The following is a 25,360-nucleotide window of genomic DNA, read 5'->3' on the forward strand; positions in this document are numbered from 1 at the left end:
GATCACGGTCCTTGACTCAGGGAGACTGGAGGTTGTCCAGACATGCTGCGAGAAGGCACGACACGTCGGACCTGACCGCGTTGTCCGCGGTGAGGCCCAGTCTAGTGAAGGAAGAGCCTGTGTCCAGCCTTACAAAATGGTTGGTTCGGCCGGGAGCATTGGCAGTTTCGTAGGTCGACGGTGGCGTGTGGCGGACGATCACGCTGGTCGGAGGGCGGGGGCGGGGCCGGCCCGCGGCCGACGGGCGGCGGGGCAGAAACAGGGGCAGGACAGCGGCAGGACAGGGGCGGGACGGGTGTGGGACAGGTGCGGGACAGGAACGGGAAGCGTGCCGGAAGCCGGTGAGAACGGTGGGGAGCCGGTGGATCGGGCATTCGGCCGCCCCCCGCTTCCGGCGGCTCAGAAGGCCGGGAGCTCCCCCGGGCGGAACAGCTTGGCCGCCGCCGCGCGCTGCAGGCGGGCGCCACCGGGGTCGCCGAGCCGGTCGAGCGTGTCGGCCAGCCGCAGCAGCACGGCCGCCTCCAGCCTGCGTTCGCCCGCCTGCCGCGCCCAGTACAGCGCGTCGCGGCAGGTGCGCAGGGCGTCCTCCGGGTGGCCGGCGTACTCCTGGACGCGGGCGACCTCGGTGAGGGCGCGGGCCTGTGCGGGCAGGTCGCCCAGCCGGCGGTGGACCCCCGCCGCGGACCGCCACTCGCGCAGCGCGGGCCCGTACCGGCCCAGGTACGTCAGCAGCGAGCCGATACGGGCGTGCAGTCTCGCCTGGTGCGCGAGTTCGCCGCGGGCCTGCCGCAGCGCGAGGGCGCGGCCGAACCAGTCCGAGGCCCGCGGCAGGTCCTGCAGCTCCAGGTACGTGCACCCGAGCGCCTCCAGGGCGCGTCCCTCGGCTTCGGAGTCGTCACCGGCGCGGGCCGCGTCCAGGGCGTTGCGGTACGTCTCCAGAGCCCGCCGCGGCCGCCCGGCCTCGGCGTCGATGTCGGCGATGTTGATCAGCGCGGCCGCCTTCTCCCGGTGCAGTCCGCGCCGCTCGGCCACGTCCAGGACCAGGCGGTGCAGCTCGTACCGCTCGGCGGCCGTCGACCCGCCGCCCGGGTACGCGAGCAACGCCCGTACGACGGCGGCGATCAGCCGCCTTGCCAGCGTGTCGAGTCCGCCGTCGGCGACGGCCACCCGGGCGGAGGCCAGCAGCGCGGGCAGGCGCTCGCGCAGCCACAGCGCGGCGGCGTCCGCCGAGTCGAACCTGAGGTTGCGGGGCAGCCCGTCCCCCGGCGGCTCCCCGGCCAGGGCGGCCCGGCAGGAGTGGAGCTGCCGAACCGTCCGCTCCAGCATGCGGGCCCGCGCCAGTTGCACCTCCTCGGGCCGGTCGTGCGCGGCGAGTTCCGCGCGCAGCATCGGCTCCAGGCATCGCGGCACCCGGTAGCGCCCAGGTGCCGCGCGGGCCAGCAGGCCTCCGGCCACGAAGTCGTCGAGGGTACTCTGCGCGGCCTGCACGGAGCAGCCCGCGAGCGCCGAGGCGACCTGGGCGTCGACCACCGCTGCCGGAGCCAGCACCAGCAGGCGCAGCATCCTGGCGGCCGGGCCGGGCAGCTCGGCGTGCACGAGGCGGAAGGCGCGCAGCAGCTCGCCGGGCGCGGAGGCGGCGGGCGGCGCCGAGGGTGCGACCGGCGAGGACCCCTTCGGCTCCGCTTCCCGGGGCTCGCCCGACGGGGCGGGCACGGGGGCGTCGGACACGTCGCGCAGGCGCCTGGCCGCCTCCGCCATGGACAGCCGGGGACGGGCGGCGAGCCAGGCACCGACCAGGCGCAGCGCGGTGGGGTGGCCGCCGGCCTCCTGGACCAGGGTCTCGGCGGCGCGGGGGTCGTTGGTGACGCGGGTCGAGCCGAGGGTACGGGCGAGCAGGGCCACGGCGGCGGGGGTGTCGAGCCCGCCCAGCGTGCAGGGCCGCACGTCGGGCACCGTGGACAGCGGTCCGCCCGAGGTGACCACCACCAGGCTGCCCGGCGAGGACGGCAGCAGCGGGGCGACGTGTCCGGCGTTGACGGCGTCATCGAGCACGAACAGCACGCGCCTCCCCGCGACGGCCCGTCGCAGCGCCTCGACGGCGCTTTCGCCGGTGTCGCGACCGCCGCGCGCGAGAGCGCCGGCCTTGTGCCCCGGGGCGCGTCCCGTGTCGCCGCCGCCGTCGGCTCCGCCCGGCCCGCGGCCCGCCTGCGCCGTGGACTCACGGCCGCCGGACCCGGCCGCACCACCGGGGCCGGCGGTCAGGCCGCCCGGCGCCTTACCGCCGGCGACCTCGCCGCTCGCCGCCTCGCCGTCGGGGGCGCTGGCGTCGGTGTCCCGCGCCGGGACGCGTCCTTGGGGCACGGTCGGTCGGGCGGCGACACTCTCACCCGCACTCTCACCCGCGCCCTTTGCGGCGGCCGGCGCCGCGGCAAGGGTGCGGAGCAGTCGGCGGGCCGCCTCCTCGGCGGTGACCGGCTCGCCCTCGGGTGTGGTCAGGGAAACGAAGCACTGGCCGTCGGGATAGTCGTCCGCCACCGTGCGGGCGAGGGCCAGCGCGAGGCAGGTGCGCCCGGCACCCGGGCGGCCGGCCACCAGCAGGACGCGTGCGCGGTCGTCCGTACGCCCGCCGGCCGCGGCGAGACCGGGGCGGGCGATCTCGGCCCGCAGTTCGGCCAGTTCGCGTTCGCGGCCCACGAAGTGCGCCGGCAGGGGCGGCAGCGCGGCGGTGTCCGGGCGCGGGGGCAGGCGCGAGGGTACGGTGGCCGCTGTCGCGGCGGGCCCGCCGGGGCGCGCGTGTCCGGCCGGAACCGATGCCGCGGCTTCCCCCGCGGGGGAGGCGTCGAGCGCCTGGTCCGTCACGGATCACGCTCCCGGCATGGGTGAGGTGGGTGGCGGACCGAGCCTAGTTCACCAACGGCCCGTGGCCCCCGGCTCCGACGCGACCCGCTCGGTCAATGATCACCCCATCGGATCATCGCCCGCACCACCCGTGCCCCCCGCTCCCGCGCCACCGCGTCCCGAGCCGGCCGCTCACGGTGTGAACGGCCGGGCCGGCCAGGGCGCCTCCGCCGGGCGCAGCGCGTCCAGCCCGTCCCCGGCGAGCGCGGCCTGCAGGGCGAGCACCCCCACGACCAGGCAGTTGTTGTGGAGGTCGCCGGCCAGCACCGCGCGGACCAGGTCCGCGGGCGCCACCCTGGTGATCTCCATGTCGGCTTCCTCGTCGGAGACCTCGAAGCGCTCGCCCTCCACGGCGGACACGCCGCGCGCGAGGAAGATGCGTACCGCCTCGTCGCTGCCGCCCGGCGTGGTGTACACGTCGGCCAGCACCCGCCAGTCCTCGGCCTTGAGGTGCGCCTCTTCGTACAGCTCGCGCTGCGCGGCGCTCAGCGGATTCTCACCGGGGACGTCCAGCAGGCCGGCCGGGATCTCCCACAGCCGCTGCCGTACGGGGTGGCGGTACTGCTTGAGGACCAGCACCCGCCCTTCGTCGTCCAGGGCGACCACGGCCACGGAGCCGGGGTGGGTCTGGTAGTCGCGGGCGGCCGTCGAGCCGTCCGGCATGACCACCTGGTCGGTGCGGATGCCGGTCTTCTTGCCGGTGAAGGGGGTCTCGGACGCCGTGACCCGCCATTCCTCCGGGGTGTCCTCGATCATGCTCAGCCTTCCTGCGCGACCGGGGTGCGGGCCGGGCCGCCGGCCCGGATCCCCTGAGGGGCGGCGGACGCGTCCTGCGCGGAGCCGTCGCCCGCACCGTCGCCGGAGCCAATGCCCGAGCCGTCGCCCGCCGCCTTGATCGCGACCGCGGCGCCGACCAGGCCGGCGAACAGCGGATGCGGCCGGGTCGGCCGGGACTTCAGCTCGGGGTGCGCCTGCGTGGCCACGAGGTAGGGGTGCACCTCGCGCGGGTACTCCACGTACTCCACCAGCTTGTTGTCGGGCGAGGTGCCGGAGAAGACGATGCCGGTCTTCTTCTCCAGCTCGGCCCGGTAGGCGTTGTTGACCTCGTAGCGGTGCCGGTGCCGCTCCTCGACGTAGGGCTGGTCGCCGTACACCTGGCGGACGATCGAGCCCTCGGCGAGCTTGGCGGGGTAGGTGCCCAGCCGCATGGTGCCGCCGAGGTCCCCCTTGCCGCCGACGATGTCGAGCTGCTCGGCCATGGTGGAGATCACCGGGTGGGCGGTGGCCGGGTCGAACTCGGTGGAGTTGGCGTCGGCGATGCCCGCCAGGTTGCGGGCCGCCTCGATGACGATGCACTGCAGGCCCAGGCACAGGCCGAGCAGCGGGACACGGTGCTCGCGGGCGTAGGTGATGGCCATCACCTTGCCCTCGACGCCTCGGTCGCCGAAGCCGCCGGGCACACAGATCGCGTCCACGTCGCCGAGCTGGGCGGCCGCGCCGGCCGCGGTCTTGCAGTCGTCGGAGGTGACCCACTTGACGTCGACCCGGGCGTTGTTCGCGAAGCCGCCGGCCCGCAGCGCCTCGGTGACCGACAGATAGGCGTCGGGCAGGTCGATGTACTTGCCGACCAGCGCGACCCTCACCTCGTGCTCGGGCTCGTGCACCCGCTTGAGCAGGTCGTCCCACTGCGTCCAGTCCACGTCGCGGAACGGCAGGTCCAGCCGGCGGACGACATAGGCGTCGAGGCCCTCGGTGTGCAGCACCTTCGGGATGTCGTAGATGGAGGGGGCGTCGATCGCCGCGACCACGGCGTCCTCGTCCACGTCGCACATCAGCGAGATCTTCCGCTTGATCGCGGACGGCACGTCGCGGTCGGCGCGCAGCACGATGGCGTCGGGCTGGATGCCGATGCTGCGCAGGGCGGCCACCGAGTGCTGGGTGGGCTTGGTCTTCAGCTCGCCGGAGGGGCCGATGTACGGCAGCAGGGAGATGTGCACCACGAAGACGTTGTCGCGGCCCACCTCGTGCCGCACCTGGCGGACGGACTCCAGGAACGGCAGCGACTCGATGTCGCCCACGGTGCCGCCGACCTCGGTGATCACCACGTCCACGTCGTCGGTGGCCATCCGCCGGATCCGCGACTTGATCTCGTTGGTGATGTGCGGGATGACCTGCACGGTGTCGCCCAGATACTCGCCGCGCCGCTCCTTGGCGATCACGGAGGAGTAGATCTGGCCGGTGGTGACGTTGGCCGAGCCGGCCAGGTTGACGTCGAGGAACCGCTCGTAGTGGCCGATGTCGAGGTCGGTCTCCGCGCCGTCGTCGGTGACGAACACCTCGCCGTGCTGGAACGGGTTCATGGTGCCCGGGTCCACGTTGAGGTACGGGTCGAGCTTCTGCATCGTGACACGCAGGCCGCGCGCCTTCAGCAGCGCGCCGAGGCTGGAGGCGGTCAGGCCCTTGCCGAGCGAGGACGCCACCCCGCCGGTGACGAAGATGTGCTTTGTCGTCGGGGATTTCGGCGCAATTGCCAAGAGGGGGCTCCCGTGGTCGCGAGGTGAGGTCGCAACGCTGCTCCCGCTGGGAGAGCCGTCGCGGCGGTTCAGTGGTTCTGCCCACCGGCCCACGGGCTACCAGGGTATCAGTCCGGGCGGCGGGACCGGCCGGGCGCCGCGGACTTTCCGCTGCTGACAGGGGTGCGAACCGTCCCGTGACGGGGTACGAGCGCAGCGAGCAGCGGGTACACCCGACCGGCCGAGCGAAGATCGCAGAGACGCGCGCACGCGTCGCCCCGAAGACGTATTCTGCTCGAACGCATTGCGCGAGCCGCCGGCACGGCACCATCCCCGCCCCCCTCCGGATCAAGAGCTCGCCAGCAGAAATCCCAGACCGCGAAGACCGTCCCGTCGGGGCGGCACTGCGTTTCGACTGTCCGACTGGAGTTGCACGTGGCAGGGCGTATCGAGGACTACGCACTCATCGGTGACATGCAGACCGCTGCCCTGGTCTGCAACAACGGCACGGTGGACTGGCTGTGCCTGCCGCGCTTCGACTCGCCGGCGATCTTCGCCGGGCTGCTCGGCACCGATGAGCACGGCTTCTGGCGGCTTGCCCCCGCGTACCGCAACGGCACGGAACCGCCGGCCGCGACCCGCCGCCGGTACCGCGGCGACTCCCTGGTGCTGGAATCGGAGTGGGACACGTGGCGGGGCACGGTCCGGGTGATCGACTTCATGCCGCCCCGCGACGGCGCCCCGCAGCTCGTGCGGATCGTGGAGGGCGTCAGCGGGCGGGTGCCGATGTACTCCGCCCTGCGGATGCGCTTCGCGTACGGGCAGGTCACGCCGTGGGTGCACAAGGTGGGCGACCGTACGGTGGCCGTGGCCGGGCCGGACTCGGTGTGGCTGGACACCGAGGTGGACACGTACGGCAAGGACCTGACCACGTACTCGGAGTTCACCGTGGGCCCCGGGGACCGGGTGGCCTTCACCATCAGCTGGGAGCCGTCGCACAAGCCGCAGCCGTCGCTGCCGGAGCCCGAGGTCGCGCTGATCAACACCGAGGCGTTCTGGCGCGAGTGGGTCCGGCAGTGCACGTACACCGGTCCGTACCGCGAGGCCGTGGTCCGCTCGCTGATCACGCTGAAGGCGCTGACGTACGCACCGACGGGCGGGATCGTCGCGGCGCCGACGACATCGTTGCCCGAGGACATCGGCGGGGTGCGGAACTGGGACTACCGCTTCACCTGGCTGCGGGACGCGGCGATCACCCTGTCCTCGCTGCTGCGCACCGGCTACCGCGACGAGGCCCGCGCCTGGCGCGAGTGGCTGCTGCGCGCGGTGGCCGGCGACCCGGAGAACCTGCAGATCATGTACGGGATCGCGGGCGAACGCGAACTGGGCGAGAACGAGTTGCACTGGCTGCCGGGCTACGAGAACTCCCGCCCGGTGCGGATCGGCAACGGCGCCGCGCACCAGCTCCAGCTCGACGTGTACGGCGAGGTCACCGAGGCGCTGCACCTGGGCCACATGACCGGTCTGGCCCGCAACGACTACGCGAGCATCCTGCAGCTGAAGCTGATCCGCTACCTGGAGAAGCACTGGACGGAGCCCGACGAGGGCATCTGGGAGGTGCGCGGCCCGCGCCGCCACTTCGTGCACTCCAAGGTGATGGCGTGGGTGGCCGTGGACCGCACGGTCAAGCTGATCGAGTCCGGCGAGGTGGACGGGCCGCTGGAGCGGCTGACGGACCTGCGCGAGGAGATCCACCGCGACGTGTGCGAGAAGGGCTTCGACAAGGAGCGCAACACCTTCACCCAGTCCTACGGCTCGCGCGAGCTGGACGCGTCGCTGCTGCTGATCCCGCAGATGGGCTTCCTGCCGCCGGACGACAAGCGGGTGATCGGCACCATCGAGGCGATCCAGCGGGAGCTGTCCACCCCCGACGGCTTCGTACTGCGCTACCCGACGTCCAGCGGCGGGGAGAACCTGGACGGGCTGCCCGGTGACGAGGGCGCCTTCCTGGCCTGCTCGTTCTGGCTAGCCGACGACCTGGCGATGATCGGCCGCGTCGAGGAGGCCCGCCGCCTGTTCGAGAAGCTGCTGGCGCTGCGCAACGACCTGGGTCTGCTCGCGGAGGAGTGGGACCCGCGCCGCCGCCGCCAAGTGGGCAACTTCCCGCAGGCGTTCAGCCACGTCCCGCTGATCGACACGGCGCTGCGGCTGACGGCGGCGGGCGCGTTCCGCGCGTAGCGCCCCCGCGCAGGGCGGCGGGACGCGGCGGCGCGGGCACGGGCGGCGACGCGGGCACGGGTCGCTGAGCCGGCACGGACTGTGACGCGCGGCGGTCCGTCCCCGCTCAGCCGCGTGTCACCTCGTCGTAGACGCTGAGCACTTGGGCGACGGTGTCGTCCTCGGTGGGCCAGGTCGCGGCCTGGGCGCGGCCGGCCGCGGCGAGGGCGAGCCGCCAGGCGGGATCGGCGAGCAGTGCGGTGACGGCGCGGGAGAGCGCGGCGGGGTCGCCGTAGGGCACGAGGACGGCGGCGTCACCGACGAGTTCGGGTGTGCCGCCGACCGCGGTGGCGACCAGCGGCACACCGGCGAACAGCGCTTCCTGGGCGATCAGGGCGCGCGCCTCCCAGCGGCTCGGGAGTACCACGAGGTCGGCGGCGGCCAGCAGTTCCGGTACGTCGTCCCGGCGGCCGAGCAGTACGACGGGCAGCCGCTCCTCCTCGATCCGCCGTTCCAGGACGGGCCGTTCGGCTCCTTCTCCGGCGACGGCGAGCAGCGGCGGCACGTCGAGTCCGGCCCAGCCGGCGGCCGCGTCGAGCAGCACATCGTGGCCCATGTCGCGTTCCAGGCGGCCGACGGCCAGCAGCAGCGGCCGGTCCACCGCGCCGATTTCGGCCCGGGTCTTCTGGATCAGCCGGTCGGCGTCGGCCGGCGGGCGGGGCCTGACCACCGGGCGCGGCACGGCCGCGGGGGCGAGCCGCACGTCCCGCGCGCCATGGCCGCGGGCGCGGTCCACCAGGTCCGAGGAGACACCGAGGACCACGGTCGCGCCGCGCACCGCCCGCCGTTCCAGCCAGCGCAGCATCATCGCCCTCCCGCCCTCGGCGGGCGGTTCGGCGCCGTGCCAGGTGACGACGAGGGGGACGCGGCGCCCGCCGAGCGCCATGGCGGCGAGCAGCGCGGCGCGCAGGCCGTGCGCGTGGACGACTCCCGCGGTGGAGAACGCGGCACGCAGCGCGCCGATGGCGGGCGCGTCGGCGGCGCCGCGGCGGCCGATGTCGACCGGCACCAATCGGGCGCCGGTGGTCGTGAGCGCGTAGTCGGCCGCGGCGCCGGCCGGGCCGCAGACGGTGACGTCGAGCCCGCGGGCCACCAGCCCGCCCGCCAGCGAGCTGACGTGCGCGCCGGCGGCCGTGCCCAGCACATGGACGGCGTGCAGCGGTCCTGGCGGCGGGGTCGGGGTCCTGCGGCTCACGCGGCGTACGGCTCCTGGTTCGGTGGTGGTGCGAGGGTGCCCCTGGCGCGTGGCCGGGCGCGTCGCGGGCCCCGCGGACTCGCACCAGGATGCCAGGCCGGACTCGGAGCCCCGGGGCCACGGGGGCGGTCACGCCCGCCCACTCTGTTCAGGGATCACCCGAACGGGTGCGCCCCGCGGCTCCCGGACCCAACGTGCCCTATGCCAGGGGCATTCCACAACCTTCCCTGCGGGGCGACACGCGAACCGGCCGCGGTGGGCGCGGCCACGGCGCGGGCGTGCGGGGCCGGAACGGGACAGCCGTCGGCCACGGCGCCGGCCGCGCCCGGGTCGGCGCCGAGGCGTGCGCGTGTCCGAGACGGGCCCGCCGGGCGAGACCGTCGCGGAGCACGGCGGCCGTGCCTCGGGAAAGCGCGGCGCCCGCGCCCCACGGGGGCCCGGCCCGGCGTCCCGCTCTCAGCGGGCCGCGCGAGCTGCCGCCAGGAGCTCCTCGGCGTGTGCGCGCCCGAGCTCCGAGTCCTCCAGCCCCGCGAGCATCCGCGACAGTTCCCGTACCCGGGCCTCCCCTTCGAGGACGGTGACACCGCTGCGGGTCACCGACCCGTCGTTCGTCTTCTCCACCAGCAGTTGCCGGTCGGCGAAAGCGGCGACCTGGGGGAGGTGGGTGACCACGACGACCTGGGCGGTGCGGGCCAGCCTGGCCAAGCGCCGGCCGACCTCGACCGCGGCCTTGCCGCCGACGCCCGCGTCCACCTCGTCGAACAGGTACGTCGGCACCGGGTCGGAGCCGGCGAAGACGACCTCGACGGCCAGCATCACCCGGGACAGCTCGCCGCCGGAGGCGCCCTTGGCGATCGGCCGGGCGGGGGCGCCGGGGTGCGGGGCGAGCTGGAGTTCCACCTCGTCCACCCCGGTCGGCCCGTAGGCGACGGTCCGGTCGCCGACATCGACGCCCTGGTCGGGGTCGGAAACGTCGGTCTGCCGCAGGGCGACGGTGACGCGGGCGTGGGGCATGGCGAGTTCGGCGAGCTCGGCGGTGACGGCGGCCGCGAACCGGTCCGCCGCCTCGGCCCGCGCCTCGGACAGGGTCCGGGCCAGCGCCCCGAGCTCGGCCCGCAGCGCGTCCCGCTCGGCGGTCAGCCCGGCGATCCGGTCGTCGTCGCCTTCCAGTTCCAGCAGCCGCGTGGCGCCGCGCTCCGACCAGGCCAGCACGTCGTCGATGTCCTGCCCGTACTTGCGTACGAGGTGGCCGAGGACGGCCCTGCGTTCCTCCACGGCCGCCAGCCGCAGCGGGTCGGCGTCCAGGTTGTCGGCGTATCCGGCGAGGTCGCCCGCGACGTCGGCGAGCAGGATGCCGATCTCGCCGAGCCGCGCGGCGAGCGAGGCGAGCACGGGGTCGTGCGCGCTGACCGCGTCGAGGGCGCGCTGGGCGCCGGCCACCAGGGTGCCGGCCTCCACGGCCTCGGGGTCCTCGGGGTTTCCGGCCAGTGCGGCGTGGGCGGCGCTCGCGGCCGACGCCAGCGCCTCCGCGTGCCCGAGCCGCTCCGCCTCGGCGGCGAGTTCGGCGTCCTCACCGGGCTGCGGCTCGGCCGCGGCGATCTCCTCGACGCCGAACCGCAGCAGGTCCGCCTCCTGGGCGCGTTCCCTGGCCCGGGTGGTCAGCTCGTCAAGTTCGGCGGCCACCTCGCGCAGCCGCCGGTACGCGGACCCGTACTTCTCCAGCGGGACCGCCACCGCGTCCCCCGCGTACCGGTCGAGCGCCTCGCGCTGCCGGGCGGGGCGCAGCAGGCCCTGCTGGTCGGTCTGGCCGTGCACGGCGACCAGGTCGTCGGCGAGTTCGCCGAGCAGCCCGACCGGCACCCCGCGCCCGCCGACGTGCGCCCGGGACCGGCCCTCGGCCGACACCGTACGGCTGACCAGCAGCGCGCCGTCGTCCAGCTCGGCGCCCGCCTCCTCGGCCCTGACCAGGGCGCGGGCGCCTGGGTCCAGGGTGATCCGGCCCTCGACCACGGCCTGTTTCTCGCCGATCCGCACCAGGGCGGGGTCGGCCCGGCCGCCCAGCAGCAGCCCCAGACTGGTGACGACCATGGTCTTGCCCGCTCCGGTCTCACCGGTCACCGCCGTGAACCCGGGCGAGAGCTCCACCACGGCGTCCTCGATGACTCCCAGCGACCGGATCCGCATTTCCTCCAACACGGATACGACCATACGAGGTTTGCCCCGCCCTTCGCGACGGGCGTCGCCCCCGTATCGCCGGGTACGGTGCCGGGCCCGCGGTCCGCGGGCCCGGCCGGCTACGCGGGGGCGCCGCGCCAGCCCGCCACCGGCAGGGCGAACTTCGCCACCAGCCGGTCGGTGAACGAGGCGTGGTGCAGGCGGGCCAGGCGGACCGGGACGGCGCCGCGGCGGACCTCGACCCTGGCGCCCGCGGGAAGCTCGACCGTGCGGCGCCCGTCGCACCACAGCACCCCGTTCGGGGTCTGCGGCTGGACCTCGACGGCCAGCACCGAGGCGGGCGAGGTGACCAGCGGCTTGGCGAACAGGGCGTGCGCGCTGATCGGCACCATCAGCAGCGCCTCCACCTGGGGCCACACCACCGGGCCGCCGGCCGAGAAGGCGTAGGCGGTGGAACCGGTCGGGGTGGCGCAGACCACACCGTCGCCGCCGAACCGGGACACCGGCCGCCCGTCGACCTCGGTGACGACTTCGAGCATCCGTTCCCTGGACGCCTTCTCCACCGACGCCTCGTTGAGCGCCCAGTCGGTGTGCACGACCCGGCCGTCGGTGCGGACCAGCACGTCGAGCGTCATCCGCTCCTCGACCTCGTACTCCTTGGTGGCGACCCGGTCCACCACCTTGTCGAGGTCGTCCCGCTCGGCCTCGGCGAGGAAGCCGACCCTGCCGAGGTTGACGCCCAGCATCGGCACCCCGGAGGCGCGGGCGGACTCGGCGCCACGCAGCAAAGTGCCGTCGCCGCCGAGCACGATGATCAGCTCGCAGCCCTCGACGGCCTCCGGGCCGATCTCGTCGACCAGTTCCACGGAGTCGGGCAGCGGCAGGTCGGCGGCCTCCTCGGCGAGCAGCCGCACCCTGATGCCGCAGCGCTGCAGCCCGAGCACGACCCGCTCGGCGCTGCGGACGGCGGCCACCCGCCCGGTGTGGGCGAGCAGGAAGACGGTACGGTCCTGGGTCGGGCTGTTCATGGTCACCGGGGCCCCTCCGCCACAGCTCGGTCGACGTCGGCCGGGTCCAGCGCGGGCGCGCCGGCGCGCAGCCAGAGAAAGTACTCCACGTTGCCCGACGGCCCGGGCAGCGGGCTGGCGGTGACGCCCAGGACGCCGAGGCCGAGCCCGGCGGCCTGCTCGGCCACCTTGCGGACGCTCTCGGCACGCAACTGCGGGCTGCGTACGACACCGCCGCTGCCCAGCCGCTCCCTGCCCACCTCGAACTGCGGCTTGACCATGAGCACCAGGTCGGCGCCCGGCGCCGAGCACCGCACGAGAGCGGGCAGCACCAGCCCGAGCGGGATGAAGGACAGGTCGCCGACGACGAGGTCGACCGGCCGCCCGTCGATCGCCTCTGGCGTCAACTCCCGTACGTTGGTGCGGTCCTTGACGGTGACGCGCGGATCGTTGCGCAGCGACCAGGCGAGCTGCCCGTAGCCGACGTCGACGGCGACCACCTCGGCCGCCCCGGCCCGCAGCAGCACATCGGTGAAACCGCCGGTCGACGCCCCCGCGTCGAGCGCCCTGCGGCCCTCGACGGCGAGCCCGCGCGGGCCGAACGCGGCCAGCGCGCCGGCGAGCTTGTGCCCGCCCCGCGAGACGTACTCCGGCTCGCTGTCGTCCCTGGCGACGACCACTGCCGCGCTGGTCTCCACCTGTGTGGCCGCCTTGGTCGCGGTCGTGCCCCCCACGGTCACCCGGCCCGCGGCGATCAACTGGCTCGCGTGCTCCCGTGAACGGGCGAGGTTCCGGCGCACCAGCTCGGCGTCGAGTCGGCGTCGTGCCACCTGCGTGTCAGCCCCTGTTCTCGTCCAGGGCGGCGAGCACTTCCCGCAGCCCCCGGTGCACATCCTCGTACACCTCGATGTGCCCTTCGACGGGGAGCCCGTCGGCGTCCCTCAGCCGCTCAACCGCAGCGTCCACCCCGGCATTCCCCGTCATCTCCAGCGCCACCCCCAACGGCTCGGGAGCCGCGGGAGTTCCGCCCGCCCCGGGACCACCCGCTTCGGGCCCGGCGTCCGGCGCGGATCCGGGCCCGGGCACGGGTACGGGGGCGGTCTCCGGCGCGGCCCGGGGTACGGGCCCGGGCCCGCCCGGAGCAGCGGGCCCGGGTGCCGGCACGGCGGGGGTGGGCTCGGTGACGGGCGCTGCCTCGGTGACGGGCGCGGGCACGAGCGCGGGCGCGGGATGCCGCGGGGCCGGCAGGTGGTCGGGGAACTCACTCATCGCCGGACCCGCCCGGGAGCCGATCGGACTTCTTCGCGGGGGCCGCCGTTCCTGCCGCGGGGGCCGCCTTCTTGGCGGCGGGCGCGGCGGCGTCCTTGGCCGCCTTCTTGGCCGCTGCCTTGGCGGCCGTCTCCTTGGTAGCCGCTTCCTTTGACGCGGCCGTCTTCTTGGCCGCCGTCTTCTTGGCCGCCGTCTTGGAGGCCGCCGCCTTTGACGCGGCCGTCTTGGTGCCGGCGGACTTCTTCGCGGGCGCCGCCGTTCCGGCCGGGGTCGTCGCCTGCGTGGGAGCGGTGGTCTTCGCGGCCGTCTCGGCGGTCGCCGCAGCCTGTGTGGCCGCCGCCTTTTGCGCCGGGGTGGCGGTCGCGGCCGCGGCAGCCGTCTTCTTCGCGGTCGCCGTCTTTGTCGCGGTCGCGGCCTTCTTCGCGGGCGCCGTCTTCTTGGCCGCGGTCGCCGTCTTCGCCGTCTTCTTCGCGGTGGCCGTCCTCTTCGGCGTCGCCGCCGGGGCCTTCTTGGCCGCGGCTGCCCGCTTCGTGGCCGTGGTGCCCTGCGTCGAGGTCGTCCGCTTGGCCGCAGGCGCCTTCTTGGCGGGCGCCGCCTTCTTGGCGGTGGAAGCCGCCGCCTTGCGGGCAGGAGCCGTCTTGGGCGTCCGGGCCGCGCTCGGGCGCTTGACGCCCGAGGCCGTCGTACGACGCGGGTTCGCCGTGCCGACGCGAGCCGCGGCGGGCTCCTCGGGGGCGGAGGACGCGGGCCGGGTCCCGGGCCGGGACGCGGGCTCGGGTTCGGCCTCGGGTTCGACCGGCACGTGCACGACCTTCGGGGCCGGCTCCGGTTTCGGGGGCGCCGGCTTCTCGGGCCCGGTGGCCTCCAGGTTGCGGACCTTGCGTTCGAGGGCCTCCAGGACGACGCCCACCTTGGTCAGATCGTCGGCGATCCGGCCGACCCGGCTCATCGTCTTGTCGATCTCCTCGCGGACGAGGCCGACCAGCAGGTCGCGGTTGGCCCGGCCGGAGGTGACGATCTCGTCGGCGAGCGTCTGCACCTCGGAGGGGATGGCCGCGCCGATGCGCCGCTGGAGCGCGTCGACGTCGATTCCGGCCTGGTCCATCAGGTCACGCGCCGCCTCCGTGGTGCGGCGCCGGGTGGCCTCCGTCAGTCCGCCCGCGATCTGCAGACAGGTACGCAGCGCGTCCCGCATCGCTCTCACTCCTCGCCTCGCCATGACGTCCGTCGTGACCGTGCTGTGGTCACTGACGCTACCCCTTCCCTGCGCCGCGTCCCGATGACAGGCCCCTGCGGTACCGTCATCCGAACGCACCGCACGACCCGGGGAGACCGTGAGCGATGGCCACCGTCGAGGAGTGCCGTACCGCGCTCGACCGGTTCTCGGCGAACCTCGCGCGGGCGCAGGGCGACATGAAGGCCGCCACCGCGCTCGACCGTTCGCTGAGCTGCCGGATCAGCGACCTGGACGTCACGTTCGTGGGGCGGCTGGCGGGCGGCGGCATCCGTGACGTGGTCACCGTGGACGGCGTGCCCGCGGAGAAGGCGCAGATCCGGCTGACGACGACCGGCGACGACCTGGTCGCGATGGTGGCCGGCGAGCTGTCGTTCGCCAAGGCGTGGGCGGCCGGGCGCGTCAAGGTGCAGGCGAGCCTGCGGGACGTGCTGCGGTTGCGCTCGCTGCTGTAGCCCGCCGCCGGGCGGCCGGCACCACCAGCGGGGTCCGGCTCTCCGGGTCCTCGATGATCCGGCACCGCACCCCGAAGACCCGCTCGACGAGTCCGGCCGTCAGGACGTCGGCGGGCGCTCCCTGCGCTTCGATCCGCCCGTCCCGCATGGCGATCAGGTGAGTGGCGTACCGCGCCGCCTGGTTGAGGTCGTGGAGTACGGCGACGAGCGTGACGCCACGCCGCTCGTTGAGTTCCGCGCACAGGTCGAGCACGTCCATTTGGTGCTGGATGTCCAGGTAGGTGGTGGGCTCGTCGAGCAGCAGCAGCGGGGTCTGCTGGGCCAGCGCCATGGCGATCCACACCCTTTGCCGCTGCCCGCCGGACAACTCGTCGACATGGCGACCGGCCAGGGCGGCCACCCCTGTCGCGGCCATCGACTCGGCGACGATCCGCTCGTCCTGCCGCGACCACTGCCGCAGCAGCCCTTGGTGCGGGTAGCGGCCGCGCGCCACGAGGCCGGCCACCGTGATCCCCTCCGGCGCCACCGAACTCTGCGGCAGGAGCCCCAGGGTGCGGGCCACCGCCTTGGCGGGCAGTGACCCGATGGCCGCCCCGTCCAGCAGCACCTGCCCCTGCCGCGGCTTGAGCAGGCGCGCCAGCGCGCGCAGCAATGTCGACTTGCCGCAGGCGTTGGGGCCGACGACGACGGTGAAGGAGCCGTCGGGGATCTCCACGCCGAGCCCTTCGGCGACGACCCGGTTGCCGTAGGCGAGGGTGACGTCCTGCGCCCGCAGCCGCGATCCGCCGCCGGTGGCGTTCTCGGGCGATGTGTCGATGTACTGACCGGTCATGCGGCGCTCCTGGGTTCCGGATTGCTGACGGGCGTTCGGCGGGTGTGCGCCCGGGCGCCCGTGTCGTCGTATCGGCAAAGGGATCGAGTGTGGGGGGTACGTGCGGCGGCTCTCAGATCCGGCCCGCGCGGCGCTCGGCCACGAGGAGCCACAGCAGGTACGCCCCGCCAAGGACGCCGGTGGCCACGCCCACCGGCAGACCGCCGGAGCCCGTCGCGTGCTGGGCGCACAGGTCGGCCGTGGCCAGGAGGGCCGCGCCCATGAGGGCGGACGGGAGGAGGCAGACGCCTGGGGACCGGGTGAGGCGGCGGGCGAGTTGGGGGGCGGTGAGCGCGACGAAGGCGATGGGGCCGGCGGCGGCCGTGGCCGCGGCGGTGAGCAGGACGGCGGCCAGGACTACGGTGACGCGGACGCGTTCGACACGGACGCCGAGGGCCCGGGCGGTGTCCTCGCCCATCTCCGTCATCCGCAGTGCCCGTCCCTGGGCGAGGAGGACCGGCATGAGCGCCGTGCAGGCGCCCAGCAGCGGCCACACCTGGTTCCAGTCGCGGCCGTCGAGGGAACCGGTGAGCCAGACCACGGCCCGGGCCACGTCCACGAAGTCGGCCTTGACCAGCAGGTAGCTGTTGACGGCCGACAGGACCGCGGACGCCCCGATCCCGACCAGGACCAGGCGGTAGCCGTGCGCGCCCTCGCGCCGGGCCAGCAGGAAGACGGCGAGCCCGGTGAGCAGCCCGCCGGCCACCGCGCCGGCCGAGACCTGCCACGCCGGTCCCTTGAGGAGCACGATGACGGTGAGCGCCCCTGCCGCCGAGCCCTGCCCGAATCCGATGACGTCGGGGCTGCCCAGCGGGTTGCGGCTCACCGTCTGGAACGCGGCGCCCGCCATACCGAGCGCCGAGCCGATGAGGAGTGCGACCGCCACGCGGGGGAGCCGCAGGTCGCGGACCACGAACCGCTGCCCGGCGGTGCCGTGTCCGGCCAGCGTGCGCAGGACGTCCAGCGGCGCGATCCGGTAGTCGCCGGTGCCGACCAGGACGACGGACACGCCGGACGCCACCAGCAGCAGCCCCGCGCACACCAGCGTGGCGCGTACGTCGACCCGTACCGAGAAGCCGCCCTTGCGCACGGTCGGCCCGGTCACAGCCGCACCGTCCTGCCCCGGCGGACGAGCGCGATGAAGACCGGCCCGCCCAGGACGGCGGTGACGATGCCCGCCTGGAGTTCGGCGGGGCGGGTGACCAGCCGTCCTACCACGTCGGCGCCGAGCAGCAGGACGGGCGCGAGGACCGCCGCATAGGGCAGCACCCAGCGCATGTCGGGGCCGGTGACGCGGCGTACGGCGTGCGGGACCATCAGCCCGACGAAGACGATCGGCCCGCAAGCGGCGGTGGCCGCCCCGCACAGCAAGGTGACGGCCGCCAGAGCCAGGACGCGGGTACGGGCGGGGCGGGCGCCCAGGCCGCGGGCGGCGTCGTCACCCAGGGCGAGGGCGTTGAGCGGACGCCCCGTGGCGAACGCGAGCAGCGCGCCTGCCGCGATGAAGGGCGCCACCCGCCACACGGTCGCCGCGTCCGCGCCCGCCAGCGAACCGATCTGCCAGAAGCGCATCCGGTCCAGGGCGGCGTTGTCGGTGAGTTCGACCGCGCCGGTCCAGCCCTGCAGCAGGGCGGTGACCGCCGTGCCGGCGAGCGCGAGCCGGACCGGCGTGGCGGACCGGCTGCCGCCGATCACGTACACGACCGCCGACACGATGGCGGCGCCGGCCAGCGCGAACCACACATATCCGGTCAGCGAGGTGACGCCGAAGAAGCTGATCGCGGTGACGACGGCGGCCGCCGCGCCCGCGTTGACGCCGAGCAGTCCGGGGTCGGCGAGCGGGTTGCGGGTGAGGGTCTGCATGGTGGCGCCCGCGAGGCCGAGCGCCGAGCCGGCGAGCAGGCCGAGGAGCGTACGGGGCAGGCGTACCTCGCGGATCACCACGTCGTCGTCCGTGCCGGTGTGGTGGAACAGGCCGTGCCAGACATGGCCGGGCGGCACGGTCCTGGCGCCCAGGGCGATACTCGCGGCGGTGACCGCGGCGAGGAGGACGACGGCCAGGAGGAGCCCGGCGGTCCGGCGCGCGTTCACCGCGGTTCGGGGGGCGGCGGACGCCTTGGCGGGGCCGCGGGCCGGCACGGGCGGTGAGCCGCGATCAGGGGAACTGCGATCAGGGGCGTCGCAATCAGGGGAACTGCGATCTGGGGAGCTGCGGTCGACCAACACGCGACTTAGGTTAGCCTAACCTTGCTTCGATGATCCCGAGCAGAGCGGCACTTCCATGCGTCCTTCACGTTCCACCCCCGCGTCCGGACTGTCCCGTCGCGGCCTCCTGGCGGCCGGCGGCTCCCTCGGCGCCGGCGCGCTCCTCGCGGCCTGCGGCTCCTCCTCCGGTCCGGACTCCGGCGCGCCCCCGGGCAAGGGCGCCCCGGCCACCGCGTCCGGACCGTGGACCTTCACCGACGACCGGCCGAAAACGGTACGGCTCAAGCGCGTCCCCACCCGCCTCGTCGCCTATGTCGGCGCGGCGGCCGCCCTGCACGACTACGGCATCGAGTGCGCCGGCGTCTTCGGCCCCACCAGGCTCAAGAACGGCGCCGCCGACGCCCAGGCCGGCGACCTGGACGTCCGCGACGTGACCGTACTGGGCAACGCCTGGGGCGAGTTCGGCATCGAGAAGTACGCCGCCCTTAACCCCGGCCTGCTCATCAGCCACATCTACCAGCCGCCCGCCCTCTGGTACGTCCCCGACCAGAGCGCGGGCAAGATCCTCGCCCTCGCCCCGAGCGTCGGCATCAAGGTCGCCGGCGTGCCGCTGACCACCCCGCTGCACAGGTACGCCCAACTCGCCGCGTCCTTGGGCGCGGACCTCGCCTCCGCCGCCAACTCCGCCCAGAGGACGCGCTTCGAGAAGGCGTCCGCCGACCTGCGCACGGCGGCTCGCACCGCCCGGGCGGCCGGCGTCAAGGTGCTGGCCGCCTCCGCGAGCACCGAGTCCTTCTACGTCTCCACCCCTGCGTCGGCCGCCGACCTGACCTACTACCGCGGCCTAGGCGTCGACTTCGTCGTCCCCACCAGGGTGCGGGGCGGATTCTTCGAGACGCTGAGCTGGGAGACGGCCGACAGGTACCCGGCCGACGTCATCATGCTCGACGACCGCACGGCGACCCTCCAGCCCGCGGACCTCACCGGTAAGCCCACCTGGAACCGGCTGCCCGCGGTCGCCGCGGGCCAGGTGACCGGCTGGCCCAGCGAGCCGATCTTCTCGTACGCCAAATGCGCCGACCGCATGGAGGCGCTCGCCAAGGTCCTCACGGCCGCGAAGAAGGTGAGCTGACGCCGTGTCCGCCGCCCCCGCCGCCTCCCGTACGCCCTACGAGTTCTTCGACGCGGCCGTCGTGCGCACCCGGCGGCTCTCCCCCAGCATCGTGCGGGTGGTGCTCGGCGATCCCTCGCTGGCCCGCGTGGTCAGCGAGGGGCGCGACCAGCGCTTCAAGCTGTTCCTGCCCCGGCCGGGCCAGAACGCGCCCGTACTGCCCGAGTCCCTGGGCGCCGACTGGTACGCCCGCTGGCGCGCCCTCGACCCCGGCGTGCGCGGCGTCATGCGCACGTACACGATCCGCGACACCCGCAGCGACCCGCCCGAACTCGATGTCGACTTCGCCCTCCACGGCGACCTCGGACCCGCCTCCGCCTGGGCCCGCCGCGCCCGGCCGGGCGACCGCGTCGCCGTCCTGGCCCCCGTCCGCCGCGGCAACGGGGGCGTCGACTTCCGCCTCCCGCCCGGCGCAGACGCCGTCCTGCTCACCGGCGACGAGACCGCGCTGCCCGCCGTCGCCGGCATCCTGGCCGCCCTCCCCGAGGGCATCCCCGTCCGCGCCCTCCTGGAGGTGGCGCACCCGGACGACCGCCTGCCCCTGCCCACCAAGGCCGACGCCGACGTCCAGTGGTTCGTACGCCCCCGGGCTGCACCCTCACCCCTGCCGGCGGCCCTGGCCTCCACTCCCCTGCACGGGCGCACCCCTTACGCCTGGCTGGCCGGTGAGGCGACCGCGGTCCGCGCGCAGCGCCGCCACCTGGTCCGCGACCGTGCCCTTCCCCGCCAGGCGGTGACCTTCACCGGCTACTGGCGCCGCGGCACCACGGAGGACCAGTTGCTGGCGCGAGCGGCCCGGCCGGCGGAGCGGACGGAACCGGAAGCGGCAAGGAGCCCGGCCCCGGCGGCCACCGCGAAGGCCTGAACCGGAGTGAACGGCGGCGGGGGGCGACGACGTCCGGCCCGCCGCCTGTGCGGCGAGGCGCTGCCCGCCGCACAGGCGGGGGACGGCGGGCGGCGGACGGCGACCGGGCGGCGAGCCTCTCCGCCGGGTCACCCCCGCGGTCAGGTCACGCACCCGGCCGGGGTCAGAGCCCCACCCGCCCAAGCGCCTTGCCCGCGTCCAGCCCGCACCCGCCGTCCCCCGCGTACGTCCATGCCGCCGCGCACAGGGCGCGCAGTCCGTCGACCGGATCGCCCGCGCCCTCGATCGCGAGCCCGTCGGAGGAGGCCGTGGCGGTCCACCCGCCGCAACGGAAGCCCTCGTCGGCCGAGCCCGGCACCTCAGGGTGCGGCCCGAGGAGCCCGCGAAGGTCCGCGGCCACATACGTGGGCCGGTGCCGCGGCTCGGCGGCGAGCAGCTCGGCCGCCCGGGTCACCCCGGTGAGGACGAGCAGGGAGTCCACCCCGCCCGCGTACGCGCCCTCGATGTCCGTGTCGAGCCGGTCGCCGACGACCAGCGGCGTGCGCGCCCCGGTCCGCAGCACGCTCTCGCGGTGCATGGGCGGCAGCGGTTTGCCCGCGACCCGCGGCGTACCGCCGGTGGCGATCCGCACCGCCTCGACAGCGGCGCCGTTGCCCGGCGCGATCCCCCGGCCGCCGGGAATGGTGCGGTCGGTGTTGGAGGCGAACCACGGCACGCCGCGCTCCACCGCGTACGCCATCTCCGCCAACTGCGACCAGCGCAGGTCGGGCGAGTAACCCTGGACGGCCGCCACGGGATCGTCGTCCGCCGAGCCGACCGGCCGCAGGCCGCGCTCGCGCAGCGCCTCCATCAGCCCCTCTCCGCCGATCGCGAGCACCTTGGACCCGGCCGGCACCTCCTCGGCGATGAGCCGGGCCACGGCCTGCGCGGAGGTCACCACCTCCTCGGGCGCGGCCGGGACACCGAGCCGGGTCAGGTGCTCGGCGACGGTGTGCGGCGTACGGGCCGCGTTGTTGGTGACGTACGCGAGCCGCATTCCCTGCCCGCGCGCGGCCTTCAGCGACTCGACGGCGTGCGCGATGGCGTCACCGCCGGCATAGACGACCCCGTCGAGGTCGAGCAGGGCCGTGTCGTACGCCGCGTCCAGCGCTCGCCGGCTGCCGTCTGTCCTGGTCCGCACGGTCATGAGGGGCTCGCTCCCGGTGTCTCGTCGATGAACCGATCATCCCTCATGGCCGACACCGGCCGAGCGGCGGACATAGCATGCGCGAATGAGCACCTACGGTCCGGACGCCCCGCACCCCCCTGGTCGCCCGGCTTCCGTCCCCGGCCTGCGCCTGGCCCCCTTCCGCGGGCTGCGCTACGTGCCCGAGCACGTCGGCAGCCTGGCGGCGGTCACCTCGCCGCCGTACGACGTGGTGGTACGTCCCGAAGGCCGGCGCGTACTGGAGGACGCGGACCCGCACAACGTGGTCCGGCTGATCCTCCCGGACGCCGACTCCCCCGTCGACCGGCACCGCAAGGCGGCCCGCGCCCTGGACCGCTGGCTCGCCGAAGGCGTACTGACCGCCGACCCGCGGCCCGGGCTCTACGTCTACGAGCAGCTCGACGGCGACGCCCGCCTTCAGCGCGGTGTGATCGGCGCCCTGCGGCTGACCCCGCCCGAGGAAGGCGTCGTCCTGCCGCACGAGGACGTGATGCCCGGCCCGGTCGCCGACCGCGCCGCCCTGATGCGCGCGACCGCCGCCAACCTGGAGCCTCTGCTGCTCGCCTACCGCGACGGGAAAGGTGCCGGGGGCAGTGAGGGGAACGGCGACGTCGGCGCCACCGCCCGTATCGTGGACCGCACCGCCACCGAGGCGCCGCCGCTGCTGTCCACGACGACATCCGACGGCGTACGCCACCGCCTGTGGTCCCTGACGGACCCGGCCGACATCGCGGCCGTCCAGGCCGACCTCGCCCCCCGCCAGGCCCTCATCGCGGACGGCCACCACCGGTGGGCCACCTACCGCGAGCTGCAGGCCGCCCAACCGCCCGGCACGGCCTGGGACTACGGCCTGGTGCTCCTGGTGGACAGCGCCCGCTACCCCCTGCGGGTGCGCGCCATCCACCGCGTCGTGCCCGGACTGTCCCTGCCCGACGCCCTGGAGTCGGCCCGACGGGTCTTCCGGGTCCGCCCGCTGCCGGGGCCCCTGGACCGCGCCCTGGCCGCACTGGCCGAGGCCGCCGCCGAGGGCAACGCCTTCCTGCTCGCAGGTGACGGCTACCACCTGCTGGACCGCCCCGACCCGGCCCGCGTGGACGCCTGCGTACCCGCCGGCCGTCCGGAACCGTGGCGCCGCCTGGACGCCACGGTCCTGCACAGCGTCCTCCTGGACCGCGTCTGGCGGATCCCGGACGCCGGCGACCACATCCGCTACATCCACGACGCCACCGCCGCGGTCGCCCTGGCCGAACGCCACGGCGGCACGGCGGTCCTGATGCATCCGGTGCGCGAGGACATCGTCCTGGAACTGGCCCGCAAGGGCGTGATGATGCCCCGCAAGTCCACGTCGTTCGGCCCGAAACCGGCCAGCGGGCTGGTCATGCGGAGCCTGAAGCTGGGCTGAGGGACCCAAGCGGCGCGCGCCCGCGCCTCCGCGGCTGTCACCGGTGGAAACGCCGGAGGGCGGCATTCGCGGGGCCGGGGTCCCGTGAATGCCGCCCTCCGGGGGCGGTCCGGCCGCTGTGCCGCGACCGAACCGGTTGTCAGTCCTCGTCCCGCGCCTCGCTGGGCGCCGGCGCGCGGAACGGCGAGTCGAGGAACGAGGCGGGCTCGGCGTCCTTGCCGCCGCCCTTGTGCTCGTCCTTCTCGCCGGGCCGACCGTCGTCATCGGCGTCGGAACCGTCGCCGGCCCCGTCGTCCGTGTCGGTCACCTCGTCGTCGGCCGGGTCGTCGTCGGTCACGTCGTCGTCAGCGAGGTCGTCGTCGGCCAGGTCCTCGACCTCGTCGTCGTCCCCGTCGTCGTCACCGTCCTCATCGTCGTCCTCGTCGTCCTCGTCGTCGCTCGCGTCCTCGGCGTCCGATACGGGCTCCGACCCAACGTCTTCGCGCACGTCGTCGGCCTCGGATTCGGCGGCCTCATCGTCAAGGACGTCCACGAACTGCACGCCGTCGAGCTGGGCGAGTCGGTCGGACGCGTCGGTGGAGCCGTTGTGGTCGGCTTCCAGCGCCTTGGCGAACCACTCGCGGGCCTCGCTCTCCCGGCCCACGGCGAGCAGGGCGTCGGCGTAGGCGTACCGCAGCCGGGCGGTCCAGGGGTGGATCGCGTTGGAGGCCAGCTCGGGGCTCTGCAGGGTGACCACGGCCGCCTCCGCCTGGCCCATGTCCTGCCGCGCCCCGGCCGCGACCAGCCGCATCTCGACCTGACCGGCCTTGTCGAGCTTGTGCACCTCCGGTGCGCCCGCCATCTCCAGGGCACGCTCGGGGCGGCCGAGGCCGCGCTCGCAGTCGGCCATGACCGGCCACAGCTCGACGCCCCCGGTCATCCGCCGGCTCGCGCGGAACTCCGCCAGCGCCTCGGCATACCGCTCGGTGGCGTACGACGCGAAGCCCGCCGCCTCCCGGACGGCCGCGACACGGGACGCCAGCCGCAGGGCCACCCGGGAGTAGGCGTAGGCCTGCTCGGGCTCCTCGTCCAGCAGCCGGGCAACCATCACCAGGTTGCGGGCCACGTCCTCGGCGAGCGTCTTGGGCAGGCTCATCAGCTCCTGCCGCACGCTGGGGTCGATCTCCTGCCCGGTCACCTCGTCGGGGATCGGCAGGCGCTTGATCGGCTCCCGCTCGTCACGGCGCTCGTCACGGCCGCCACGGTTCTCGAACCGTCCGCGCCCCTGCACGACGGGCCTGCGGCCGGACGACCGCTCGCCATCGCGCCTCGGCGCGCGGGGCCGGTCGTCACGACGGTCGTCCCGCCGGAACCCGCGGTCGTCGTCCCGACGCGGGGTACGGGGACGGTCAGCGCGGGACCGGTCATCACGGCGGTCGTCGCGGGGACGGTCGTCACGACGGAAACCACCACCGGCCGGACGGTCATCGCGGGGGCGGTCGTAGCGCGGCCGGTCGTCACGACGGTCGAAACGGGGGCGGTCACGGTCGTCACGACGGTCATCACGGCGGAAGCCCCGGTCGTCGTCGCGCCGCGGGCCACGGGGACGATCGTCACGACGGTCCTCACGCGGGCGGTCGTAGCGCGGTCGGTCGTCACGACGGAAACCACCACCCGGGCGGTCGTCACGACGGTCGTCACGACGGTCGTCACGACGGTCGAAACGAGGACGGTCACGGTCGTCACGGGGGCGGTCGTCTCGGGGACGGTCATAGCGGGGTCGGTCGTCACGACGGAAACCGCCGCCGGCCGAACGGTCGTCACGGGGGCGGTCGTCTCGGGGACGGTCATAGCGGGGTCGGTCGTCACGACGGAAACCGCCGCGGTCGTCACGGGGACGGTCATAGCGCGGTCGGTCGTCACGACGGTCGTCACGACGGTCGAAACGAGGACGGTCACGGTCGTCACGGGGACGATCGTCACGACGGTCGTCGCGGGGCCGGTCGTCACGACGGTAACCACCACCGGCCGGACGGTCATCACGGCGGAAGCCCCGGTCGTCGTCGCGGCGCGGGCCACGGGGACGGTCGTCGCGCCGGTCGTCACGGGGGCGGTCGTCACGGCGGTAGCCGCCACCGCGCTGGCCGTCGCGGCGCGGGGCGCCGGCACGGTCGTCACGCCGATCCTCGCGACGGTAACCGCCGCGCTCCGGCCGGTCTTCGGGCGAGTTGGACATCGACATGACTCCTGTGGGTTGGGTGGTGCTGTCGTGCAGGCCTCCCCCTTGCGATAGGGAGGGCGCGCTCTTGGGGAGTGGGCGGGAATACAAAAGACCCCCGGTCCCAGCGCTCAGGCCAGGACCGAGGGTCCATAAAGATTGTTCGGCGGCGTCCTACTCTCCCACAGGGTCCCCCCTGCAGTACCATCGGCGCTGAAAGGCTTAGCTTCCGGGTTCGGAATGTAACCGGGCGTTTCCCTTACGCTATGACCACCGAAACACTATCGGGTCGCCCGCGGAGAGCGGGACATCGACAGAGTCCGAGCGAACAAGCACACTTTTCAGTTGAGTGTTCTTCTGTTCACCGGTGCGACTGTTCGCAACCCGGGAACCAAACAGTGGACGCGAGCACAGCAATA

Annotated in this window: 20 protein-coding genes and 1 rRNA gene; 5 read left to right on the top strand and 16 right to left on the bottom strand. The window is 74.5% G+C overall.

The features are described from left to right. Window positions 1–399 precede the first annotated feature (399 nt). From K7G61_RS07390 to K7G61_RS07400, 3 genes are all read right to left on the bottom strand, one after another. The gene (locus tag K7G61_RS07390) at window positions 400–2,859 is read right to left on the bottom strand and encodes a tetratricopeptide repeat protein (protein ID WP_225845846.1); all 2,460 of its coding nucleotides are present in this window, start codon (window positions 2,857–2,859) and stop codon (window positions 400–402) included. A gap of 171 nt (window positions 2,860–3,030) precedes the next feature. Next, on the bottom strand, window positions 3,031–3,654 hold the full coding sequence (locus K7G61_RS07395) for an NUDIX hydrolase (RefSeq protein WP_225845847.1): 624 nt from the start codon (window positions 3,652–3,654) through the stop codon (window positions 3,031–3,033). Between the two features lie 2 nt (window positions 3,655–3,656). Further along, complete coding sequence (locus tag K7G61_RS07400; RefSeq protein ID WP_225845848.1) at window positions 3,657–5,432, bottom strand: CTP synthase; 1,776 nt, start codon at window positions 5,430–5,432, stop codon at window positions 3,657–3,659. A 408-nt stretch (window positions 5,433–5,840) separates the two neighbouring features. On the opposite strand from K7G61_RS07400, the gene K7G61_RS07405 reads away from it, so the two are divergent. After that, window positions 5,841–7,649, top strand: coding sequence for a glycoside hydrolase family 15 protein (locus tag K7G61_RS07405; RefSeq protein ID WP_225845849.1), 1,809 nt, complete (start codon window positions 5,841–5,843; stop codon window positions 7,647–7,649). A gap of 106 nt (window positions 7,650–7,755) precedes the next feature. Here the strand turns inward: K7G61_RS07405 and K7G61_RS07410 are convergent, their stop codons facing one another. The 6 genes from K7G61_RS07410 to K7G61_RS07435 form a co-directional block, all read right to left on the bottom strand. After that, the gene (locus tag K7G61_RS07410) at window positions 7,756–8,883 is read right to left on the bottom strand and encodes a glycosyltransferase family 4 protein (protein WP_225845850.1); all 1,128 of its coding nucleotides are present in this window, start codon (window positions 8,881–8,883) and stop codon (window positions 7,756–7,758) included. A gap of 456 nt (window positions 8,884–9,339) precedes the next feature. Then, complete coding sequence (gene recN / locus K7G61_RS07415; protein WP_225845851.1) at window positions 9,340–11,091, bottom strand: DNA repair protein RecN; 1,752 nt, start codon at window positions 11,089–11,091, stop codon at window positions 9,340–9,342. Window positions 11,092–11,177: 86 nt separating this feature from the next. Next, window positions 11,178–12,086 carry an NAD kinase gene (locus K7G61_RS07420; protein ID WP_225845852.1) on the bottom strand — a complete coding sequence of 303 codons (909 nt, stop codon included), beginning with the start codon at window positions 12,084–12,086 and terminating at the stop codon, window positions 11,178–11,180. Window positions 12,087–12,088: 2 nt separating this feature from the next. Then, window positions 12,089–12,895, bottom strand: a complete 807-nt coding sequence (locus K7G61_RS07425; protein WP_225845853.1) for a TlyA family RNA methyltransferase — start codon at window positions 12,893–12,895, stop codon at window positions 12,089–12,091. A gap of 7 nt (window positions 12,896–12,902) precedes the next feature. Next, on the bottom strand, window positions 12,903–13,334 hold the full coding sequence (locus tag K7G61_RS37250; protein WP_374204075.1) for a hypothetical protein: 432 nt from the start codon (window positions 13,332–13,334) through the stop codon (window positions 12,903–12,905). After that, window positions 13,327–14,529 (bottom strand): hypothetical protein, encoded by a 1,203-nt coding sequence (locus tag K7G61_RS07435; RefSeq protein ID WP_225845854.1) that lies wholly within the window; start codon window positions 14,527–14,529, stop codon window positions 13,327–13,329. Before K7G61_RS07435 ends, K7G61_RS37250 begins: the two co-directional genes overlap by 8 nt. Before the next feature lie 146 nt (window positions 14,530–14,675). Here K7G61_RS07435 and K7G61_RS07440 point away from each other — a divergent pair, with 146 nt between their 5' ends. Then, window positions 14,676–15,023, top strand: coding sequence for an SCP2 sterol-binding domain-containing protein (locus K7G61_RS07440; RefSeq protein WP_225845855.1), 348 nt, complete (start codon window positions 14,676–14,678; stop codon window positions 15,021–15,023). On the opposite strand, the gene K7G61_RS07445 is transcribed toward K7G61_RS07440, so the two are convergent. From K7G61_RS07445 to K7G61_RS07455, 3 genes are all read right to left on the bottom strand, one after another. Next, the gene (locus K7G61_RS07445; RefSeq protein ID WP_225845856.1) at window positions 14,971–15,855 is read right to left on the bottom strand and encodes an ABC transporter ATP-binding protein; all 885 of its coding nucleotides are present in this window, start codon (window positions 15,853–15,855) and stop codon (window positions 14,971–14,973) included. The two genes, K7G61_RS07440 and K7G61_RS07445, sit on opposite strands and share 53 nt — an antisense overlap. 112 nt (window positions 15,856–15,967) lie before the next feature. Then, window positions 15,968–16,999, bottom strand: coding sequence for an iron chelate uptake ABC transporter family permease subunit (locus tag K7G61_RS07450; RefSeq protein WP_225845857.1), 1,032 nt, complete (start codon window positions 16,997–16,999; stop codon window positions 15,968–15,970). Beyond that, window positions 16,996–17,985: an iron ABC transporter permease gene (locus K7G61_RS07455; protein WP_225845858.1), complete on the bottom strand. Its 990-nt coding sequence runs from the start codon at window positions 17,983–17,985 to the stop codon at window positions 16,996–16,998. Before K7G61_RS07455 ends, K7G61_RS07450 begins: the two co-directional genes overlap by 4 nt. Before the next feature lie 190 nt (window positions 17,986–18,175). Here K7G61_RS07455 and K7G61_RS07460 point away from each other — a divergent pair, with 190 nt between their 5' ends. Both K7G61_RS07460 and K7G61_RS07465 read left to right on the top strand, forming a co-directional pair. After that, window positions 18,176–19,231, top strand: coding sequence for an ABC transporter substrate-binding protein (locus K7G61_RS07460; RefSeq protein WP_225845859.1), 1,056 nt, complete (start codon window positions 18,176–18,178; stop codon window positions 19,229–19,231). 4 nt (window positions 19,232–19,235) lie between these two features. After that, on the top strand, window positions 19,236–20,135 hold the full coding sequence (locus K7G61_RS07465; protein WP_225845860.1) for a siderophore-interacting protein: 900 nt from the start codon (window positions 19,236–19,238) through the stop codon (window positions 20,133–20,135). A 163-nt stretch (window positions 20,136–20,298) separates the two neighbouring features. Here K7G61_RS07465 and K7G61_RS07470 read toward each other — a convergent pair whose 3' ends face one another. Next, window positions 20,299–21,321, bottom strand: a complete 1,023-nt coding sequence (locus K7G61_RS07470; RefSeq protein WP_225845861.1) for an HAD-IIA family hydrolase — start codon at window positions 21,319–21,321, stop codon at window positions 20,299–20,301. A gap of 85 nt (window positions 21,322–21,406) precedes the next feature. On the opposite strand from K7G61_RS07470, the gene K7G61_RS07475 reads away from it, so the two are divergent. Next, a complete protein-coding gene (locus K7G61_RS07475; protein WP_225845862.1) occupies window positions 21,407–22,744 on the top strand; it encodes a DUF1015 domain-containing protein in 1,338 nt (445 codons plus the stop codon). 139 nt (window positions 22,745–22,883) lie between these two features. Here K7G61_RS07475 and K7G61_RS07480 read toward each other — a convergent pair whose 3' ends face one another. The 3 genes from K7G61_RS07480 to rrf form a co-directional block, all read right to left on the bottom strand. After that, the gene (locus K7G61_RS07480) at window positions 22,884–23,921 is read right to left on the bottom strand and encodes a tetratricopeptide repeat protein (protein WP_225845863.1); all 1,038 of its coding nucleotides are present in this window, start codon (window positions 23,919–23,921) and stop codon (window positions 22,884–22,886) included. Continuing rightward, window positions 23,918–24,829 (bottom strand): hypothetical protein, encoded by a 912-nt coding sequence (locus tag K7G61_RS07485; protein WP_225845864.1) that lies wholly within the window; start codon window positions 24,827–24,829, stop codon window positions 23,918–23,920. The genes K7G61_RS07480 and K7G61_RS07485 overlap by 4 nt, the downstream gene beginning before the upstream one ends. 273 nt (window positions 24,830–25,102) lie before the next feature. After that, window positions 25,103–25,219 (bottom strand): 5S ribosomal RNA (gene rrf, locus K7G61_RS07490). Window positions 25,220–25,360 lie beyond the last annotated feature (141 nt).

Origin of the sequence: Streptomyces sp. HPF1205, from assembly GCF_020400825.1 — a bacterium.
In the GTDB taxonomy this organism is placed as follows: domain Bacteria; phylum Actinomycetota; class Actinomycetes; order Streptomycetales; family Streptomycetaceae; genus Actinacidiphila.

Bases quoted from the DNA above. Each gene is read 5' to 3' on its own strand.
- K7G61_RS07395 (WP_225845847.1), bottom strand. From the start codon at position 3,654: ATGATCGAGGACACCCCGGAGGAATGGCGGGTCACGGCGTCCGAGACC.
- K7G61_RS07435 (WP_225845854.1), bottom strand. From the start codon at position 14,529: ATGCGGGACGCGCTGCGTACCTGTCTGCAGATCGCGGGCGGACTGACG.
- K7G61_RS07475 (WP_225845862.1), top strand. From the start codon at position 21,407: ATGAGCACCTACGGTCCGGACGCCCCGCACCCCCCTGGTCGCCCGGCT.
- K7G61_RS07460 (WP_225845859.1), top strand. From the start codon at position 18,176: ATGCGTCCTTCACGTTCCACCCCCGCGTCCGGACTGTCCCGTCGCGGC.
- K7G61_RS07420 (WP_225845852.1), bottom strand. From the start codon at position 12,086: ATGAACAGCCCGACCCAGGACCGTACCGTCTTCCTGCTCGCCCACACC.
- recN (WP_225845851.1), bottom strand. From the start codon at position 11,091: ATGGTCGTATCCGTGTTGGAGGAAATGCGGATCCGGTCGCTGGGAGTC.
- K7G61_RS07445 (WP_225845856.1), bottom strand. From the start codon at position 15,855: ATGACCGGTCAGTACATCGACACATCGCCCGAGAACGCCACCGGCGGC.
- K7G61_RS07470 (WP_225845861.1), bottom strand. From the start codon at position 21,321: ATGACCGTGCGGACCAGGACAGACGGCAGCCGGCGAGCGCTGGACGCG.
- K7G61_RS07440 (WP_225845855.1), top strand. From the start codon at position 14,676: ATGGCCACCGTCGAGGAGTGCCGTACCGCGCTCGACCGGTTCTCGGCG.
- K7G61_RS37250 (WP_374204075.1), bottom strand. From the start codon at position 13,334: ATGAGTGAGTTCCCCGACCACCTGCCGGCCCCGCGGCATCCCGCGCCC.